General features: G+C 38.4%; 17 protein-coding genes. 2 read left to right on the top strand and 15 right to left on the bottom strand.

The window, feature by feature from the left end; translation table 11 throughout:
* Positions 1–4: 4 nt before the first annotated feature.
* The 10 genes from PL_RS21470 to PL_RS21425 all read right to left on the bottom strand — a co-directional run bounded on the left by PL_RS21470 (position 5) and on the right by PL_RS21425 (position 10,733).
* Positions 5–808, bottom strand: coding sequence for a glycosyltransferase (locus PL_RS21470; protein ID WP_348620348.1), 804 nt, complete (start codon positions 806–808; stop codon positions 5–7).
* A 4-nt stretch (positions 809–812) separates the two neighbouring features.
* Entirely contained in the window at positions 813–1,643 is an 831-nt protein-coding gene (locus PL_RS21465; protein WP_041877649.1) for a glycosyltransferase family 2 protein, read from the bottom strand.
* A 28-nt stretch (positions 1,644–1,671) separates the two neighbouring features.
* The gene (locus PL_RS21460) at positions 1,672–2,292 is read right to left on the bottom strand and encodes an acyltransferase (protein WP_041877651.1); all 621 of its coding nucleotides are present in this window, start codon (positions 2,290–2,292) and stop codon (positions 1,672–1,674) included.
* Between the two features lie 6 nt (positions 2,293–2,298).
* On the bottom strand, positions 2,299–3,513 hold the full coding sequence (locus PL_RS21455) for a glycosyltransferase (RefSeq protein ID WP_041877653.1): 1,215 nt from the start codon (positions 3,511–3,513) through the stop codon (positions 2,299–2,301).
* 5 nt (positions 3,514–3,518) lie between these two features.
* Entirely contained in the window at positions 3,519–4,673 is a 1,155-nt protein-coding gene (locus PL_RS21450; protein WP_041877655.1) for a glycosyltransferase, read from the bottom strand.
* Between the two features lie 136 nt (positions 4,674–4,809).
* Positions 4,810–6,279: an O-antigen ligase family protein gene (locus PL_RS21445; protein ID WP_052495984.1), complete on the bottom strand. Its 1,470-nt coding sequence runs from the start codon at positions 6,277–6,279 to the stop codon at positions 4,810–4,812.
* A 21-nt stretch (positions 6,280–6,300) separates the two neighbouring features.
* Entirely contained in the window at positions 6,301–8,451 is a 2,151-nt protein-coding gene (locus tag PL_RS21440) for an exopolysaccharide transport family protein (RefSeq protein WP_041877657.1), read from the bottom strand.
* A gap of 22 nt (positions 8,452–8,473) precedes the next feature.
* Positions 8,474–9,166, bottom strand: coding sequence for a TolC family protein (locus PL_RS21435; protein WP_348620345.1), 693 nt, complete (start codon positions 9,164–9,166; stop codon positions 8,474–8,476).
* 96 nt (positions 9,167–9,262) lie between these two features.
* Positions 9,263–10,324: a sugar transferase gene (locus PL_RS21430; protein WP_041877659.1), complete on the bottom strand. Its 1,062-nt coding sequence runs from the start codon at positions 10,322–10,324 to the stop codon at positions 9,263–9,265.
* Positions 10,325–10,331: 7 nt separating this feature from the next.
* The gene (locus PL_RS21425) at positions 10,332–10,733 is read right to left on the bottom strand and encodes a response regulator (protein WP_041877661.1); all 402 of its coding nucleotides are present in this window, start codon (positions 10,731–10,733) and stop codon (positions 10,332–10,334) included.
* Between the two features lie 640 nt (positions 10,734–11,373).
* Here PL_RS21425 and PL_RS21420 point away from each other — a divergent pair.
* Positions 11,374–12,360: an LCP family protein gene (locus PL_RS21420; protein ID WP_041877664.1), complete on the top strand. Its 987-nt coding sequence runs from the start codon at positions 11,374–11,376 to the stop codon at positions 12,358–12,360.
* A gap of 2 nt (positions 12,361–12,362) precedes the next feature.
* Here PL_RS21420 and PL_RS21415 read toward each other — a convergent pair whose 3' ends face one another.
* Positions 12,363–13,076 (bottom strand): glycerophosphodiester phosphodiesterase, encoded by a 714-nt coding sequence (locus PL_RS21415; protein WP_052495985.1) that lies wholly within the window; start codon positions 13,074–13,076, stop codon positions 12,363–12,365.
* A gap of 6 nt (positions 13,077–13,082) precedes the next feature.
* On the bottom strand, positions 13,083–14,066 hold the full coding sequence (locus tag PL_RS21410; RefSeq protein ID WP_041877666.1) for a GlxA family transcriptional regulator: 984 nt from the start codon (positions 14,064–14,066) through the stop codon (positions 13,083–13,085).
* A gap of 111 nt (positions 14,067–14,177) precedes the next feature.
* On the opposite strand from PL_RS21410, the gene PL_RS21405 reads away from it, so the two are divergent.
* The gene (locus tag PL_RS21405) at positions 14,178–14,474 is read left to right on the top strand and encodes a Dabb family protein (protein ID WP_348620342.1); all 297 of its coding nucleotides are present in this window, start codon (positions 14,178–14,180) and stop codon (positions 14,472–14,474) included.
* Between the two features lie 82 nt (positions 14,475–14,556).
* Here the strand turns inward: PL_RS21405 and PL_RS21400 are convergent, their stop codons facing one another.
* The 3 genes from PL_RS21400 to PL_RS21390 form a co-directional block, all read right to left on the bottom strand.
* A complete protein-coding gene (locus tag PL_RS21400) occupies positions 14,557–14,940 on the bottom strand; it encodes a VOC family protein (protein WP_235324411.1) in 384 nt (127 codons plus the stop codon).
* Positions 14,941–14,967: 27 nt separating this feature from the next.
* The gene (locus PL_RS21395) at positions 14,968–16,026 is read right to left on the bottom strand and encodes an NAD(P)H-dependent flavin oxidoreductase (protein ID WP_041877668.1); all 1,059 of its coding nucleotides are present in this window, start codon (positions 16,024–16,026) and stop codon (positions 14,968–14,970) included.
* 328 nt (positions 16,027–16,354) lie between these two features.
* Positions 16,355–16,867, bottom strand: coding sequence for a DinB family protein (locus tag PL_RS21390; RefSeq protein ID WP_041877670.1), 513 nt, complete (start codon positions 16,865–16,867; stop codon positions 16,355–16,357).
* Positions 16,868–16,925 lie beyond the last annotated feature (58 nt).

Below are 16,925 nucleotides of genomic sequence, written 5' to 3'. Positions count from 1 at the left end.
TGTCTTATCTTTTGAATTTAGTATTGATATGAAGGTCATAATTATACTTAATCTGTCTGTATACCAGCCTGACTAATGAAATCAGTGGATTATCACTTTGTCTCCAGTTACTTCTGGTTACCGTACTGGGTTCTGCCGAAGAATTTTCCTGCAGAAAAAGGCTGTCATACTGATCATAAAAAAGTGCTCTCCCTTTATTCTGAATGAAAGACAGACACATTTCATATTCAGTTTTGTCAGACTTTATCCCCTCAGTATATTTCCCAAAACGTTCAAAGAATGAAGAGCGTCTGAGATGAGGGTGATCACTATAATTGTATATCTTATTTTTATCGGTATACCAGGGTTTATACAACATCGCTGAAAATCCATTTTTATACGGTTTCAGATAAGGATACGGACCATAAGCATAAAATCTTACCAGATCAAGATCTGCCTCAGCGTGCATCATATCCATGGCATCATGAAAATGTGCAGCAAAAACAGGCAGAGGAATAAAATCTTCCTGTACATATAACGTATAGGGCGTTTTCACCTCAATTTGTCCCTTATTGAGATTATTACCTAATCCCCCATTAACTTTTGCAGTAATCAGTCTGAAGGAAAATTCATCCTTAATCTTTTCAAGATGCTTTAAATGAAAGCTGTCACTGCAATCATCAGAAACTATAATTTCACTGAAACCAACCCCCTGCTCTTTAAAAGTTCTGAGTAACCGTTCTAAAGAACTACTTCTGTTATAATGAGTAATCAGCAGTGTAACATCATCAAAAAGATTCATCTTATCATTCACTGGCATCACGGACATATTATTAATTACGGGTAATAAAATTATATTTAAATCTTTTCAGATCTTCTTTGATTCTGGAAATTACGATATTATAAAAAGAACCGTTCTGGCTCAGTGTTCTCACACCTGTCCATACTCTTGCTTTTCTGGCTTTAACCTGTTTGATTTTACCATAACTCATTAAATCCAGACAAAGCTGTCCATCCTCACCTCTCCTGTTGATCCTGATAAACCCAATTTTGAGGCCAAACTCTTTCACATAGCCCATGCTAATCCCAAACGTATTGAAATAAGGCTGTTTGATATGTCTGATTTCAGCCATAGTATCTTTTAATGTTTCCAGTATCCTGAGTTTCCATCTTGGAAATCCCGGCTCGCCAATAAAAGAGTATCTGCCATATACACAAACTACCCCTTGCTGTGTTAAAACACGCATCATCTCATCAATCCATACTTCCGGATAAAAACAATCTGCATCAGCAGTTAAAATATATTTACCCAAAGCATTTTCCTGGCCTTTTTGTCTGGCCGGGCCTGCTCCCTGGGTCAGTTCATTAAAAGATCTGACATGAAGCTGGTCAATAGTTTCCTGTGTTTTATCCTGTGAATTATTATTAACCACAATAATTTCAAAAGGGATAGCTGTTTTCATTTTAGACAAACTGGCCACGCAACGAAGAATATTAATCTCTTCATTCCATGCAATAACCACTACACTTACCAGCGGCTCTTTACTTTGTACTTTATCCAGATCCCTGTTGATTGCTGCAAATACAGCAGGGTCAATTTCTTCATACTTTGTGTAAGTATAGAGGAATTGATTTATCCAGTCAGGGTTATACGGGCTCTTCATAATATTCAGCTTTGAAAGAATAAATTGGTCAGGATTTTACAGACTCCCACTGTTTGTTCTCAAAATTATATAATTTAATAACTCTTGCAGGATTACCTACAGCTACCGAGTAATCAGGTACATCTTTAGTAACTACACTTCCCGCTCCGATCACAGCATGCCTGCCAATGGTAACACCAGCAGTAATCACACAATTAGCTCCGATCCAGACATTATCTTTGATGGTGATATCTTTTGTTACTGTCTTCTGTTCACTTGGAGGAATATCAATCAGTTCATAACCATGATTAAGTCCTGAAATCACGATGTTTTGTGCAAGCATAACATGGTTCCCGATTTTTACCGGGCCAATAACTGTACAACCAATTCCAATAATTGTCCGGTTACCAATCAGCACTGCTCCTACCCCGTTATTAATCGTTGAAAAATCCTCTATAATACTATAATCCCCCAATGCAAAAGGATTAAATGGAAATACATCCATTCTGGTCATTCTTCTTACAATCGTCCCTTTTCCTTTTTGATGTTTGAAAGGATTCACCAGTAATCTGACCCATAACCTTGGTCTGAAATCATTAGCAGGAATTAACATCCTGTGTGCTATTTTTTTCAGTACCGGATTGGCTTTTATTTTTGCGGATAATGACATAGCTGTTTATATGACGTGATTAATAGCCTTATACAATTCACCTACACTGTTTTCCCAGGAATGCGACTGTGCAACCTCTACCCGGTATGCTGCCAGTTCAGCAGTATTTTCATGAAGCCCCTTATCAATCATGGCTACAAAGTTTTCTTTACCTTCTGCCAGATAAACTGCCTTTTCAAAAATAGTCACAGCCTCGGTATGTGTAGCCACCACGGGTTTACCCATAGCCAGGTATTCATCAATTTTGCGGGGATAATTCCCTATAGTTACCTGGTTAATCAGCTGAGGGTTGATACACAGATCAAACGCATTGATATACTGCGGCAGATCTTCAGGTTTCTGAGCACCAGAAAAATGGATATTCGGAATGCTGTGTAATTCACTATCCCTGAATACATCATCTTCAGGACCTACCAGAATAATATTCCATTCCGGTTTAGTCCACGCGATATAACCAATAAGGTCAATGTCCAGACGTATACTCTGCAAAGCTCCTACATAACCTATTTTAGGCCCGGATAGTTTTTCAATAGCTGCTACAACCGGAAGATCTTTTGAACTGGTAAAAATATCAAGTTCACAGCCCTGACCTATATAAAAAGAGGAAGGATTATATTGCTTGCAATAATTACTCAGATAAGTAGAGTTCGCTACACATAAATCACTCTTGGCAATCAGGGCAGGTTCAATTTTCGTCCCGTGTTTTTTCCAGTAATCCACAGCCAGCATAAAATCTCTGGAATAATAAATACTCAGAGCAGGATGAAGAAATTCTTTAAGATAAAAACTCTTGAACATATCATTATCATTAAAGAGTATTACATTTTTAAAACCCAGTAAGGATATGGTTTTCAAAATTGATCCGGCAAAGAGCCTGTTATTCCGCTTGTTCAGCAGATCAAATATTTTAAAATTATTAATCCAGTTGACAGATTCAATCAGCACATCAGGATAAAGCGTCCATAAATTATCACTAACCGGAATCAGACCATTTGTTTTCCCTTTAATTACAGCTCTGCGTTTGATAATTGCAGCATCTTTTCTGTTTCTGAGCAACGTTATCCTGTCCAGCGCAGAATTAACATATAAAACCCGGTTATGTTTAGCCAGTTCTATAGCTATATTTTTGCAATTACTACCAATATTCACATCCCATGGCTGCTGGCCAACAATAACAATATCCCTTCCTGAAATGACTGCTCCTTCTGTTTGCTTGATCATAAGAATTATGAAGTAATATCATGTTTAGTAGCTACCGACCGCTTGTTGGCCTGTTTGGCATGTACTAATGATAATAATTGAAAAAATATAAACTTTGGAATGTTAATTAAAGACCGGTATATCCTGGGATCAGTTGGATGACTGATCAGTGAAATCCAGAAGCTCGCAGCAAAAATCCCGAAGGCAAAAAACCAGATTAAAGTATAAAACGGGAAGATAAATAAATTAACAAAAGCACATAAAAGAGACAACAGTATAAACATAAACAAGGGTGGTCTTAGTAAAATCACACCAAATAAAAACTGATTAAAATTTAATCTTTTTATCCCCCTGAATAAAATATCAAATCCATATCCAAAATATTTGAACCAGGTATTGATCCATCTGGACCGCTGGTTAACCAACTGTGCAGAATTCGTCGTTTTTTCATCATATACAACTGCCTTTTGAGCAAAAGCAATACGTTTACCCCGTTTTAACAGCTGAGCCTGCAGTACCTTATCAAACCCTGCCCCGGTAATATCCAGATTATCAAAACAGGAGCTGTAAAGACTGGTTTTAAAAGCCATTCCTGACCCCGCCAGAGTAGCTGATGAGCCCAATTCAAACAAAACCTCTCCATCATAAAAGTGATAATAAATATCCCTTGCCGCATCCAGACAGGCAAAAGTGGTATTCAGGTTTTTAGCTGCCCTGACTCCCTGAACCGCTTCAAACCCCTGGTCAAAAAACTGATTCAGTTCATTGAGATATTCCGGGTCTGTCAGGTTATCACTATCTATGATAGTCAGCAGCTCATGCGCTCTTTTAAAATGAGCAATTGCATAAAGATGAGATCTGGTGTTACTAGCCAGAACTGTTTCCGGTTTTAACAGTATTACCCTGTCATTGTTAAAATGCAGGTCTGAAATATCACAATTATCAGCTACGATATAAATCAGATAGTTTTCATAATTCAACTGCAGCAGAGAATCAACGACCGAAGGCAAAAGCCCTGTCTGTTCGTAAGCCGTAACAATGATGGCATAATCATAATTACTGGTCTTCCCGCTTGTTTTTCTTTTTCTTTTAAAGAGTTTATAGAAAACAAAAAGCAGCATTGGAAGAACAAGGTTATATCCAATGATGACCTGAAAAACTACCCAAAGAGTTTGATTCATAATAAATATCCTTTTTATTTAGGTTCTTCCTCTTTTGAATACACCTTTTCAAAGTGTTTACCAGACTTAAAGAAGCCATAGGCAAAAAAGAGTAAACCGGGAATAAGAAATATTTCAAATGGCATAACGGATCGGATTAAACGGGTTTAATTTCTAATGAACTACTATTGGCAATTAAATTTTCATCTGCTATATCCCTATCAAATTTAGGGCCCAGATAAACCAGAACAAATGAGATACAGACAATCATGGAAGAGGGCATATTATTGATAACCTCATTTCCATAACTACAGAAAAATATACCGGCACTGGCCGATAAAATAGCGATGAGTTTTACTTTAAGTTTTTTATCCTGTATTTTCCAGATGATTCCGCAGCATTTACCCAGCACATACATCAGTATACTAAACCACAGGGTCAGCCCGACAATACCATACATAGCCCAGATCTTAACCCAGTAACTATCCGGCTGGATAGTCGACAGAAATTTATCCTGGTTATACGTGGAAAAGGCTCCCAGCACACCCAATCCGCCTCCAAAAGGCCGGGTACTGAGATATTCCCTTAAAACCCGTTGTGTATTAAAACGTACATTCAAAGACGGATCTTCCGGATCCAGTGAACTTCTGAAGCGGTTAATTTCATAGTAATTGCTCCCTATGGTAGTAAATTTAAGTACCCCTAAAAACATGACCATAAAAAACCCACCCAGAAATAACACCTTGAAATTTTTAGTAAGAAATATAGCAAATATAGCGGCGACGACCAGGGCGAAAAAAGCGCCCCTTGTGCCCGAAAGTAACATCGCATAACCATAGATAGCTGCAAAAGAAAACAAGGTAACCTTTTTCCATAGTTTGGACGAGCCCAGAGCCAACACCACAGCCATCACCACAAAAACAGCTTCAAAAGCACCGAACTGTCCGGCATCGTAAAACGAAAAGGCTCTTAGTTTCCCAAAAATCAAATGTGTTGCCCCACCAGGACCTAAAATAAAGGCCTGTTCTCCGGGAAATAAACCAATATGAATCTGTTTAATTCCGTTCAATGCAGCTACAAGTGCCAAACCCAGAATCAGTTTAATAAAGAGATCCAGATCACTCTTTTTGTTAAAAACGACAAAACTCAAAGGAATAAGCAGCACAGGATATAAGGCAACTGACCTGATTTCCATCAGCCAGCCCATTACACTTGCCCCGGCCGGATTAATAACCTCAATTACACTAACGATAAACCAGATCAGGAACAATAAGCTCAGATCATTCCGTATCACCGGCCAGTCTTCTTTTTTATAATAAATCAGCGAGGATAACCAGGTGAGCACCAGCAAGATTTCAATCCCGATACCATAAGGTACCCCACCTATTTCTCTTCCTAAAAAGCCCAGCGTAAAACAGTAAATAACCAGAGTTACCAGTCCGACCTTAGGATTTCTGAATAAAAAAATCAGGTAGACAGTAAATACCGCCAGCAGTGCTAATACTACCGGAACTAAAAATTCCAGTTTCGCAGTTGCAAAACTGGATATTCCCGCTATCAGAAGACCAAAAATTAAAAATTTTATTCTCGATTTCTTTAAGAACAGGTGATTAGAATCTCGCTGCATAATTAAATATCTACCAAAAAATTAACCTTCAATACCGGTCAATTTTATTTTATTGATCACCCAGCCCATAAACCCAGGCTGTTTCTTAAGAAAAGTTACTAAATCTTTATCAGAATCAGTTAATGTTTTACCAGCTTCAAAAACAGCAAGGTTCTTTTCAGTAAAAGAAAGCCATTCTTTAGCCAGGTTAATATTTAATAAGCTGTTCACATCGATAATGATGATATCAAACTGTTTTTTAAGCACATCAAATCCCGCTCTCAGGTTCCTCTCACTCTGAATTTCAAGCAAAGATCTGGTTTCATCAATCTTATTCAAACGGGTGATCATATCATCGATCTGTATTTCTCTTTTAACCAGGAACGTTTCAAAGTTCTGACTGATCTGCAGTTGTTTGGAATCTGATAATACAGGAGCAACCTGATCACCTCCAATCAACAGCACTTTTTTACCGGTCATGGCATAGGCATAAGCCAGGTTAGAGGCCAGGAATGTTTTTCCCTCACCTGCGCCCAGACTGGTAATTCCCAGTACACGGCTGTCATCAGCCGCCAGCAGATCACCGATTTCAAATCGCAGCGACCGCAGTAAATCCTTATGAATTGTATAGTTATTGTTTTTAGTATCGTTCCAGATAGATTTTATATCTATGTTTTTTTCAGGAACATAGTTCAGACTACCCAGTACACGCATTTTTGTTGCTGCTTCCAGCTGATGTATCGTATTGATAGAATGATCTGTCAGAAATAACAGTACCAAACCGGAAAAACATACAGCAAAAGTCGCAATACCAGATAAAGCAACGTAAACCAGTGTTTTAGAAGCCTCGGCAGAACCTGGTAAGCCAATCTGGGCAACCTGCAGTTTTAAACCTGTATTTTGCTCCGTACGACTCTGATTAGTACGCTCCAGCGCTGCCATATAGTCTTTTGTTGCGATATCAGCATCCCTTTCATAGTTTTGAATGCCGGCATCAAAAGGAACCATTGTATTATACTGTCCTTTAAGTTTGGCCAGCTGCTTATCAATCGAATTGATGGTATTCTTGATCTGTCCGGTTGAAATATCCAGATTAATTCTCTGCTGTACCAATCCCTGTTTTGCTACCTGCGGGTCAACTACGTTTTTATCAGAATTTCTGGCAGACTGTCTGGATAATAAGTTCTGCAGGGAATCTACTTTACGTTTATCCGACTGTTTGAAACTTCCATCTATATAACGGTCATTGGCTATTTTCAGTTCACTTTTCAAATTGAGAATAGCATTATTATCTTCTATAACCGTACCACCCATATAAGGATCTCCAACCCCTTTAAGTTTACTGTTTATAGCTGCCAGGGCACCCTGATTAGCCTGGATATCACGAATAGCCTGAGCCTTTCTCTCTTCGTACTGAGAGATCTGCGAATAGACAGTAGCTGCCTGCTCATTCAGATTTAAGACTCCGTTTTTCATTTTGAAGCTTTTCAGTGCACCATTCTTGGCATTCATGTCTTTTTCCTTCTTTTTAAGCAGGGAATCAAGCACGGCTATAGAATTGTTCTGGTTATTGTAAACATCTATACTGTAGTTACTGATAAACTCAGTAGCCAGTGTATTCACCAGATAGGCAGACAACTGCGGATTTTCTGATGTAAAATCTATATTCACAAAATCACTGTTATCAGGTCTGTAGATCATCAGTTTTTTGTTCAGGGCAGCCTCACCATAACCCATCCCCTGAAGGATGTCATATAGTTTATACTTTCCTTTATTATCATAAACCGTAATCGGAACTTTCTGCGCAAGTTTCTGCTGATAGATTCCTAAAACTTCAGCTTTTTGCGGAGCAGAAAGAGAATCCAGTTTTTTACTGTATTTTCTGAAAGTGGCCTTAGGGTTTTCCAGATCATGAATAATCAGATTATAAGAAAGAATACTCATAATCTTTCTCATCTTCATTTTTTCAATGATATTGCTAAACTGCTGACTTGTTTTAAAGTAATCATTCTGAGTCTGAGAGGACAATTGTTTCGACTGATCAACCAGGCCAGTAGAAATCTGAACTTGAGATTTATACTCTTTAGGAATATTTTTAGATAAAAAATAAGTGATAACAGCTGCTACTACAGGTACCAATACCAGTATCCATATATATTTTTTGAGAAGCTTTAAAAATCTTTGAATGTCCATTTCGTAATAAACTTGAATTGTATTACTTTATATCAGTAAGTTTCCTGCCAATTATTTCTTCCAATGCATCTTTTGCATTCAGATAATTCACCTCAGTCTGTATTTTAGCAGAATTAGAATCCGATAACTGAACTCTGCTGCCGTTATAGGTATCCAAAGGAATCTCCCCTTTTTCAAATCTGCGGCGGGCATTTTCAGCTACACCATTATTGTCCTGTGCAGTCTGGGTTTTAATTTTCAGTTCGCTTAAAGTCTGAATATAGGTATAGTATCTTTTTTTAACCTCATTGACCAAAGCATAATCATAATCTTCAGTCTGTAACTTAGCTACCTTATAATCCGCTTTTGCACGTTTAACCAAAAATGGTTTCTGTAAAAAGGCACCCAGGTTAAAGCTGATTCCGTATTGAATACCATTTACAATATAAGGATTATTTGTCTGTCCCGGACCACTGATAGCCTGTTTATCACCAGGGCGATAAAAGTAAGATGCACTGAACATATCAAGATAAGAAATCTGTGCAATGGGTATACCAGTTTTAATGGCTTCCTCCTGTGCTTTAAGGATCTTACGTTTAGGGTAATTTTCTTTTGCAGCCTGGATATATTTTTCCAGCTGACCATAATTGATGTCTCCGATAATCGACTCCTGTGCAGATACCTGCAGGCAAAGAAACGAAAGTAAAAAAACTGTGAGAGCAGATATTCTTTTCATTTGATTGTAAATTTAGGTTATTATTTATAAATTGATTTTATCTGTTTATTGTTCTTTCCGGCCAGCCCCTCTGTTGGGGAGCACAAGCTGCCGGGTTTAAACTTTTTCTTTTTGGAACAAGGCAGGGAAGGTTCTTAACATGATGCTCATATCAAACCAGACCGAGTAATTTCTTGCATAAAAATTATCCAGTTTTTTTCTTTCAGTATCAGACATATCAGCTTTTCCTCTTTTACTGATCTGCCATAAACCAGTTAGACCTGAAGGGCCTAAGAAACGCATTGACCATTCATTGGAGGTTAACATCTCAGCTTCATATAAGGGCAGCGGTCTGTTTCCTACCAGAGACATATCTCCTTTCAGCACATTCAGCAACTGCGGAATTTCATCAATACTGGAACTCCTTAAAAAATTCCCCAGTTTAGTAACACGCGGATCATTCTTAATTTTCACAAAAGCATTGGTACCACTTCCATCATCAGCGTACTGATTCAGTGCCGATAAATTTTTCAGTTCAAGATCTGCCCCTGCTTTCATCGATCTGAATTTATAGAAGTCAAATATTTTATAACCGGTACCAACCCTTTTACTTTTATAGATAACCGGTCCTTTAGAATCCAGCTTAATCAGCAGAGCTACGATCAAAAGAAAAGGTGATAATACCAGTAATACTCCACCTGCAGCCACGATATCAAAAATCCGCTTGGTTGCCGGAATATCATATTCCTTATGTTTTTTAATCACTGATAACTGCTCAATGTTTGGTTTGATCAGTTTGAATTTGATTAGAAAATTCAGTCTGTCTCTCAGATCTTCCATCTGAAAAGGAAGAAAATACAAATCATGTATCTTGGCTTTTATAGCCCTTGCTCTTAATTTAGCGTCAGGTTTCTTTGCCATTAAAACAATGATCAGCCCGCTTGTCAGCGGATTATTTTTAATTTTGGCAATAATAGAAAAGACTACCTCCTCATCAACTACCTCGATCATAATCACATCAGGAGTAGAGAACAAGGATAAAGAGCTTAAATATGCTTCCAGTTTAGATGGATCATCCAGCCGAAAAATATTATACTCCTGGCCCAGAATCTCCCCTGATTCAGGAGAAAGTTCAGTGCCACAGTAAACCAATCTGATTCCTTTATAATTATAGTCCATTATCTGTTTAAAATGATGTTGTTATTGAGGTCAGTACTTTAGCAATCTCCGTTTTCAGGCTTTCCGGATTAAATGGTTTTGGGAAATAAGCCTCTACTTCAAATGGTAAATTCGCTACGATCTGATCAAGATCTTCAGCAGCTGATAAGATGATAACAGGAATTTCTCTGTAATATCCGCTTATCTTGATACTTTTAAGGAAAGAGGTGCCATCAAAATGTGGCATATGCAGATCCAGAATAATAATATCAGGGAAATTTCCTTCCTCAAGCCACAAATGAGCTTTATAACCACTTTCCATTGCATGAACAGTGTATTGCTTTGATAAAATGAAGTTTAATAACTTTAAAATACTTGGCTCATCGTCAACTATTAAGATTTGTTTTTTTTCAAATGAGACATTTTCCATTTTTAGCCAGCTATTATTTGTAGATTAAAATATTTTGAGATTTTTTGATTTGAATTGTAGTCATGGTTCCGATCCTGTCAAAAGCATTACAATTACCATGCAAGTTATATAACCTTTCAACAATTACGAATTAAAATAAACACCAGTTTTATAACTAATAATTCTGATAAAATATTTTACCGTTAGTTCATATCTTTTGAATCTGCATGCTATATTCCCAATATCCTGCCAAGATCTCAAACTGCTCATAATTCCTGAGGGATTAGCTGACAAAAAATATATCCCGGGTTATTAATCCCCGTAATTATTTTGCCTGAACCCCGGATTTATAAGCAAACATTTCATTCAGGAGCTTTAGAATTGCAAGATGAGACTGATTTTACCCGATCCGGACATCCAATGTTATCATTGTATTAAACTGGAACAAACCCGGGTCTAAATTCCCGCAATCACAAAGAATCAGGGGAATTATCTCAACTAACTGTAAAATTTATACCCCCGATAGCAAAAAACGCAAAATCAGCCTGCAGGCCAAAGCCTCCTGAACATCAAAACAATATGTCCTGATTACAATTACAGCACATAATTTGCAGATAGTAAATAGATTACAAATAATTAATTGAATTATTACCCCATAATTATGAAACATTTTCTATTCAGCTTACTGCTGTTAAGCACCCTATCTTTAGCGGTTTCTGCCCAGGATACTTTAGCAGTTAACAGCAATAATACTGAGGCAGCAAAGCCCCGTACTGTGGTTAAATTAATTAAAACTCCGGCCGCACTGGGGATTTCCCCAAAAACTCAGAAAAGAATTTCTGCTATTGCCAGTCCGCCAATAAATATTGCTCTTTTTGCAGTAGACAGAAGAAATAAAGAGGACGAAGGAAATTCTGATGTGATTATGATTATCACTATAGACCAGGTCACTAAAAAAATCAAAATGTCTTCTATTTTGAGAGATACCTATGTTAACATTGAAGGCAAAGGGATGGACAAGATCAATGCAGCATTTGCTTTAGGAGGCCCTCAGCTGGCTATTAAGACCATCAATCAGAATTTCGATATGGATATTCAGGATTATATCAATGTTGATTTTTTTGGTACAGCCAAAATGATTGACGCTCTTGGCGGAGTAGAAATCAATGTTAAACCTGAAGAGATTCCCTTCCTGAATAATTATCTGAAAGAGGTCTCTATTATTGAGAATATCCCACCGGTTGATGTCACCAGTCCTGGTCTTCAGAAATTAACCGGCAGACAAACCGTAGCCTATACCAGAATCAGGGCTGTTGGTCGTGGTGATTATGAAAGAACTGAAAGACAAAGAACCGTATTAGTTGCCCTATTCAATAAAATGAAGGGTTCGGGTCCGGAGTTATACCCGGTTTTCATGAATCAGATTTTACCAAATATGGAAACCAGTTTATCCGGAATGAACTTATTTAAAATAGGCGGAGATATCCTAAATTCAAAAAGCAAAGGTATTGAGCAAGCCAGGTTCCCACTGGATTCTTCCAGTAAAGGGATCAGGGTAAATAACATCTGGTATTTATCTGCAGATCTGAAAGCAACTACCGCATCGATTCATAATTTTATCTATAAAAACATTGCTCCTGCACGTTAAGACTATGATAACAGGCTAAAAAGTAATTCCGGTTCATTAGTCGTGATAAAGTCGATATCGTTAGCCATCAATGCTAACATATCGGCTTTTTCATTGACAGTCCATGCATTGACAGTCATTCCCGATTGATGCGCGCTGTTAAACCAGTCCCCCTCCTGATATATTTTGTAGTCATAATCAAGCTGCAGAATATGATCTCTTTTTAATGTTTCTACTGGCAGCTCATCATCAATTTCGGCCAGAAATGCTGTTTTGGCCGCCGGATCATGATGCAATATTCTTAAAAGCGCTTCATAACTAAAACTGATATATTCTATCCATGGGCCTGCACCTGATCGCTGTACCATTTCAAACACTGCATCAGTAAGCTGTAAAGTAGCCGGAAGGTTTGGTGCAACTTTGATTTCAAGAATCAGTTTGGTTTCATTCTGCTTCATCCCTTCTTTCAGATAGTCTTCGAGTGTTGGAAGGTGTTCCCCATTATGTAGCGTTTTTTGCCTCAATTCGGCATAGGTAGAAAGTGCAATCGGCATCCCCAGAAAATCATCATCATGATTAACTACAATTATATGATCTTTTGTAAGATGGACGTCAAACTCGGACCCGTAACATTTCAACCTGATCGCTTCTTTCAATGAAGCGATTGAATTCTCCGGGAAGTTATTTTTCTTAAATGCACCACGATGTGCAATAACTCTGGTTATTTTGTTCTTCATTTCCGATCAGGCCCTGGTACCCAGATAAAATTTATCCCGGTATTCACTGGGAGTCATTCCCACAGTCTTTCTGAAAACTTTCCGGAAAGCTTTAGGATCGTTATATCCTGATTTATAAATTACTTCCGTCATTTGTTCCACAGTTTGTTCCAGTAATTTTTTTGCAGCCTCAATACGGGTCTGCTGTAAGTACTCAATCAGCGTAATCCCGGTCACCTGTTTAAAACGACGCACAATATTTCTTCTGCTTGCCGGGATATCTTTGATCATTTCTTCAATGGTACCGGTATTATGATAAGCAGTTTCTATCTTTTGCTGTGCCATGGCTACCAGATCATCATTATGCTTTCTTGAAATCTGAAAAGTATTGAAATAAGACTGGGTATGTCTGTCCATATCGATAGCAAACAGTTTAGCAATCTTAATGGCAATTAAATTACCGCAATGTATCTGCAACAGATGCAGCATCAGGTGAAAACTTGAAGTTGCCCCACCGCTGGTGTATAACCTGCCGTCCTGGGTGACCGTTTTATCAGCCTGAAGACTGACTTCCGGAAATGCAATGGCAAATTCAGTGCAGGCGTCTACATGGGTAGTGGCAATTTTACCGTTCAGTAATCCTGTTGCGCCCAGTAAAAAAGCTCCGGTACAGAAACTGGCCAGCTCTGCCCCTTCCTGGTATTGCTGATTTAACCAGCCAACTGCAGCATAATTTTCAGCGATTGCATGTTTGATATCTTCATTGATAAAAGAAGGAATCAAAATCAGATCCTGTTTTGAAGGGCTCTGTATAGACAGCGGCTGATACCCATAAAAATAAGTTCCGGGCTTGCTGAGCAGATGATTATCACTGCAAAACAAATCAATCTGAAAAGCTGCAGGGTGGCCGTCCTGGAGATAAAGTTTATTTACAGTTTCAAAAACGTCTAGTATAGCGGCTACACTCAATAATCTATACTGATTGGTTAGAAGAAGACCAAGTTTTATCATTTGATTCTTTTTTTAATACATAAATATAAGATTTAAAAAACAATGTTAACTATTCCCTGATAAGCTCATGGAGGTTATTACATTTGCATAAAAAAATTAAAAATAGATACTATGATAGCACATCACGTTTTATTCTGGTTAAAAGCTGATACCACTGAAGATCAAAAAAAAGCATTCAGAAACGGACTACAATCTTTAGAGAGCATTGAAGTTATAAAATCTCTTCATGCTGGAGTTCCCGCACCTATTGAGCGTGCTGTAGTTGATACAACCTACACTTTTTCTTTAGTGTTATTCTTTGAAGATCTTGCTGCGCATGATGTATATCAGGTGCACCCTGTACATAAAGCCTTTCTGGATGAATTCAGAGTATTATTTGAAAAAGTAGTAATCTACGACGCTATTTAGCAAATCATCAGCATCAGCTGATCAACAGCTGATGCTGATACAAGCTTTCTGCGCCAGATCATTTCTGCTGCAGACCTAAACACTACTGTTTTTCAAGAACAGATAAAATATTACCGGAGGGATCTTTAAACCAGGCTATTTTCGGGCCACCCCCATGAAAAACGCCATACTCATCAGTTTTAAAATCTTCTTCATCATAAATGATAAATTCTATACCCCTTTTGCTTAATTCATCCATAGCATTTTTCAAATCATCAACCGGAAAATTAAGTACAGTGTAAGTTGCGGGTACATGGTTGGGTTTAGCATAAACAAATATAGTTCCTCCACCTCCGGGATGAAGCACCAGCTGCTCCATAGTCCGGGAAGTTTTCAGCCCCAGCTTATGTTCATAAAAATCTATTGCAGTGGGTATATCGAATACAGAGAAGCCACTAAAGGCATTTACATCTTTGAACATTGCCATAATCCTGCGTTTTTAAATTCGTTAAATTCATTCCCAGCCATCTTTCACCAATGCGGCAAAAATATCTCTGGTTTTTCCTCTTACCGCTTTTGAAGAGGATTGCCCTGCCCACATGGAGATAAAATCTTTCAGATTGTTTTGCTGTGCATAACTACGCAAGGCCGATGTCAGGCTATTCTGTACTACATATTCCGGAATTTTAAGCCCTGATTTTTCTACAGCTTTCATGAAAGCATTGCTGAGTCCTCTCGCCCATCTTCCCGAAAAGGCGCGGGTCAGTTGAGTATCTTCATCAGCAGCGTTTAAAACAGCATTTTTATAACATTCTGCTGCCATGCTTTCATCAGCAGGTATAAATAAACTCCCTACCTGCACCCCGGCAGCACCAAGTAATATGGCAGCCTTCAATGCTTTATTGCTGGAAATCCCGCCTGCTGCAAGTACAGGAATCTTAACAGCATCTGTAATCAACGGAGTCAGGGACATTGCACCAATCTGCGGTAACTGATCCGGATTTAAAAAAGACCCTCTGTGTCCTCCGGCTTCCACCCCCTGTGCAGTGATCATATCTACTCCACTTTGTTCCAGCGCTATAGCTTCCTGTACAGCGGTTGCCGTACCAATCAACTGGCTGTTGTTTTTCTTTAAAGCAGCAATAGCTGCCGGGTTAAGCATGCCAAATGTAAAACTGACCACAGGAATTTTTTCATCAATCAGTATATCAATCTGATCCTGATAACTATAGAAATGCAGATCTTCTGGTTTTTTAAGTTCAAAAGGAAGCTGATTGGTTTTACAGTAGGCCTGTAAGAAATCCTGCATATGATTAAAGTCCTGAATATCTATCTCCCGGGGTACATCATGAGCAAAAAGATTGACCGCAAATTTTTTAGCCGTATACTGTTTGGTTTCCCTGATCAGCTGTATCGTTTTTTCAGGCGATAAACCGCCAGCAGCCAAAGTACCCAAACCACCTGCCTGCGATACTTCGGCAGCCATTTTCGGCGTGGAAACGCCTAACATAGCTCCCTGGATTACGGGATAATCAATGTTCAATTGCTTTAACAATTGTGTTGTATTTTTCATTGACCAGAAGTTTAAATACAAATTAAAGGTAAAAGAAAAAAGCCCTCAGACAAAAAAAATCCTGCATGATCTGAGCATAAATGACACTGTAATTAGTTTCCCGGAAGCAGGATTATCCTTGTAGCTGTTCCTGGTTAAAGACCGGGTTATGGCTGGAAAGCCAGAAGCAGGTTTAAGGTAAGTAAGTGATCGGAGTTGAGAAGGGGTTGATAAGGCCCGGGGCCTTATCAACCCCTTCTCAACTCCGATCACTTACACTTGTTAAACATCTGTTCAACTTAACTTCTGTTTTATAAAAAGATCACGAAATCAGAGCCTGCCGGATAGCTCAGCTTGCTGACCTCAGCAAGTGCTGATAGATATTTTCCAATTGATTGTTATGCCGCTGTGTATGATAATTCACAAAATAAACAGCTTCCATTCTTGTTAAAAACCCATAAACAGGCAGTTCAAATGTCAGACACGTCTTATCCAGTTCGGTAGTCTCTATCAGATGCAGTAGTCCACTTTTTATATTTTCAAGTGTTCCCAGCTGTCTGGTTTTACTATAATCGATAGGCAGCGGCAAAATAAACTCAGGAGCCTGCAGTTTAGTAGCAAAGTTTAAGAAGTCTTCCCTGATTCTCGTTACAAGCTGATCAGGTTCTCTTTCGGTTTCCTTAACCGGCCCCTGCATCACTTCTATAAATCCGGAATTCGCCAGAATCAGATGCTGCACTACCTGTCCGGCAGTCCAGCTTCCTTCAAAAGGGATTTCATTTAATTGTCCTTCATCAAAAGATGAAACAGTTTTTACAAGATTATTGAAAGTCTGGTCTGTGTCTGTCAGAATTGTTCCCATGATTATAATTTTTTGTTCAGATCTAAATTAAATGATAAGTCTGATAGTCCTGCTTGCT

The sequence above is a fragment of the Pedobacter lusitanus genome, assembly GCF_040026395.1.
Classification (GTDB): domain Bacteria; phylum Bacteroidota; class Bacteroidia; order Sphingobacteriales; family Sphingobacteriaceae; genus Pedobacter; species Pedobacter lusitanus.
Note: the sequence above shows the minus strand (reverse complement) of the source record. Positions and strands in the feature narration are given on the sequence as shown.

Coding starts and splice junctions, on each gene's coding strand:
- PL_RS21400 (WP_235324411.1), bottom strand. CDS start 14,940: ATGGCAATGTTCAAAGATGTAAATGCCTTTAGTGGCTTCTCTGTATTC.
- PL_RS21470 (WP_348620348.1), bottom strand. CDS start 808: ATGTCCGTGATGCCAGTGAATGATAAGATGAATCTTTTTGATGATGTT.
- PL_RS21465 (WP_041877649.1), bottom strand. CDS start 1,643: ATGAAGAGCCCGTATAACCCTGACTGGATAAATCAATTCCTCTATACT.
- PL_RS21460 (WP_041877651.1), bottom strand. CDS start 2,292: ATGTCATTATCCGCAAAAATAAAAGCCAATCCGGTACTGAAAAAAATA.
- PL_RS21425 (WP_041877661.1), bottom strand. CDS start 10,733: ATGGAAAATGTCTCATTTGAAAAAAAACAAATCTTAATAGTTGACGAT.
- PL_RS21420 (WP_041877664.1), top strand. CDS start 11,374: ATGAAACATTTTCTATTCAGCTTACTGCTGTTAAGCACCCTATCTTTA.
- PL_RS21405 (WP_348620342.1), top strand. CDS start 14,178: ATGATAGCACATCACGTTTTATTCTGGTTAAAAGCTGATACCACTGAA.
- PL_RS21390 (WP_041877670.1), bottom strand. CDS start 16,867: ATGGGAACAATTCTGACAGACACAGACCAGACTTTCAATAATCTTGTA.
- PL_RS21450 (WP_041877655.1), bottom strand. CDS start 4,673: ATGAATCAAACTCTTTGGGTAGTTTTTCAGGTCATCATTGGATATAAC.
- PL_RS21445 (WP_052495984.1), bottom strand. CDS start 6,279: ATGCAGCGAGATTCTAATCACCTGTTCTTAAAGAAATCGAGAATAAAA.
- PL_RS21395 (WP_041877668.1), bottom strand. CDS start 16,026: ATGAAAAATACAACACAATTGTTAAAGCAATTGAACATTGATTATCCC.
- PL_RS21455 (WP_041877653.1), bottom strand. CDS start 3,513: ATGATCAAGCAAACAGAAGGAGCAGTCATTTCAGGAAGGGATATTGTT.
- PL_RS21410 (WP_041877666.1), bottom strand. CDS start 14,066: ATGATAAAACTTGGTCTTCTTCTAACCAATCAGTATAGATTATTGAGT.
- PL_RS21440 (WP_041877657.1), bottom strand. CDS start 8,451: ATGGACATTCAAAGATTTTTAAAGCTTCTCAAAAAATATATATGGATA.
- PL_RS21435 (WP_348620345.1), bottom strand. CDS start 9,166: ATGAAAAGAATATCTGCTCTCACAGTTTTTTTACTTTCGTTTCTTTGC.
- PL_RS21430 (WP_041877659.1), bottom strand. CDS start 10,324: ATGGACTATAATTATAAAGGAATCAGATTGGTTTACTGTGGCACTGAA.
- PL_RS21415 (WP_052495985.1), bottom strand. CDS start 13,076: ATGAAGAACAAAATAACCAGAGTTATTGCACATCGTGGTGCATTTAAG.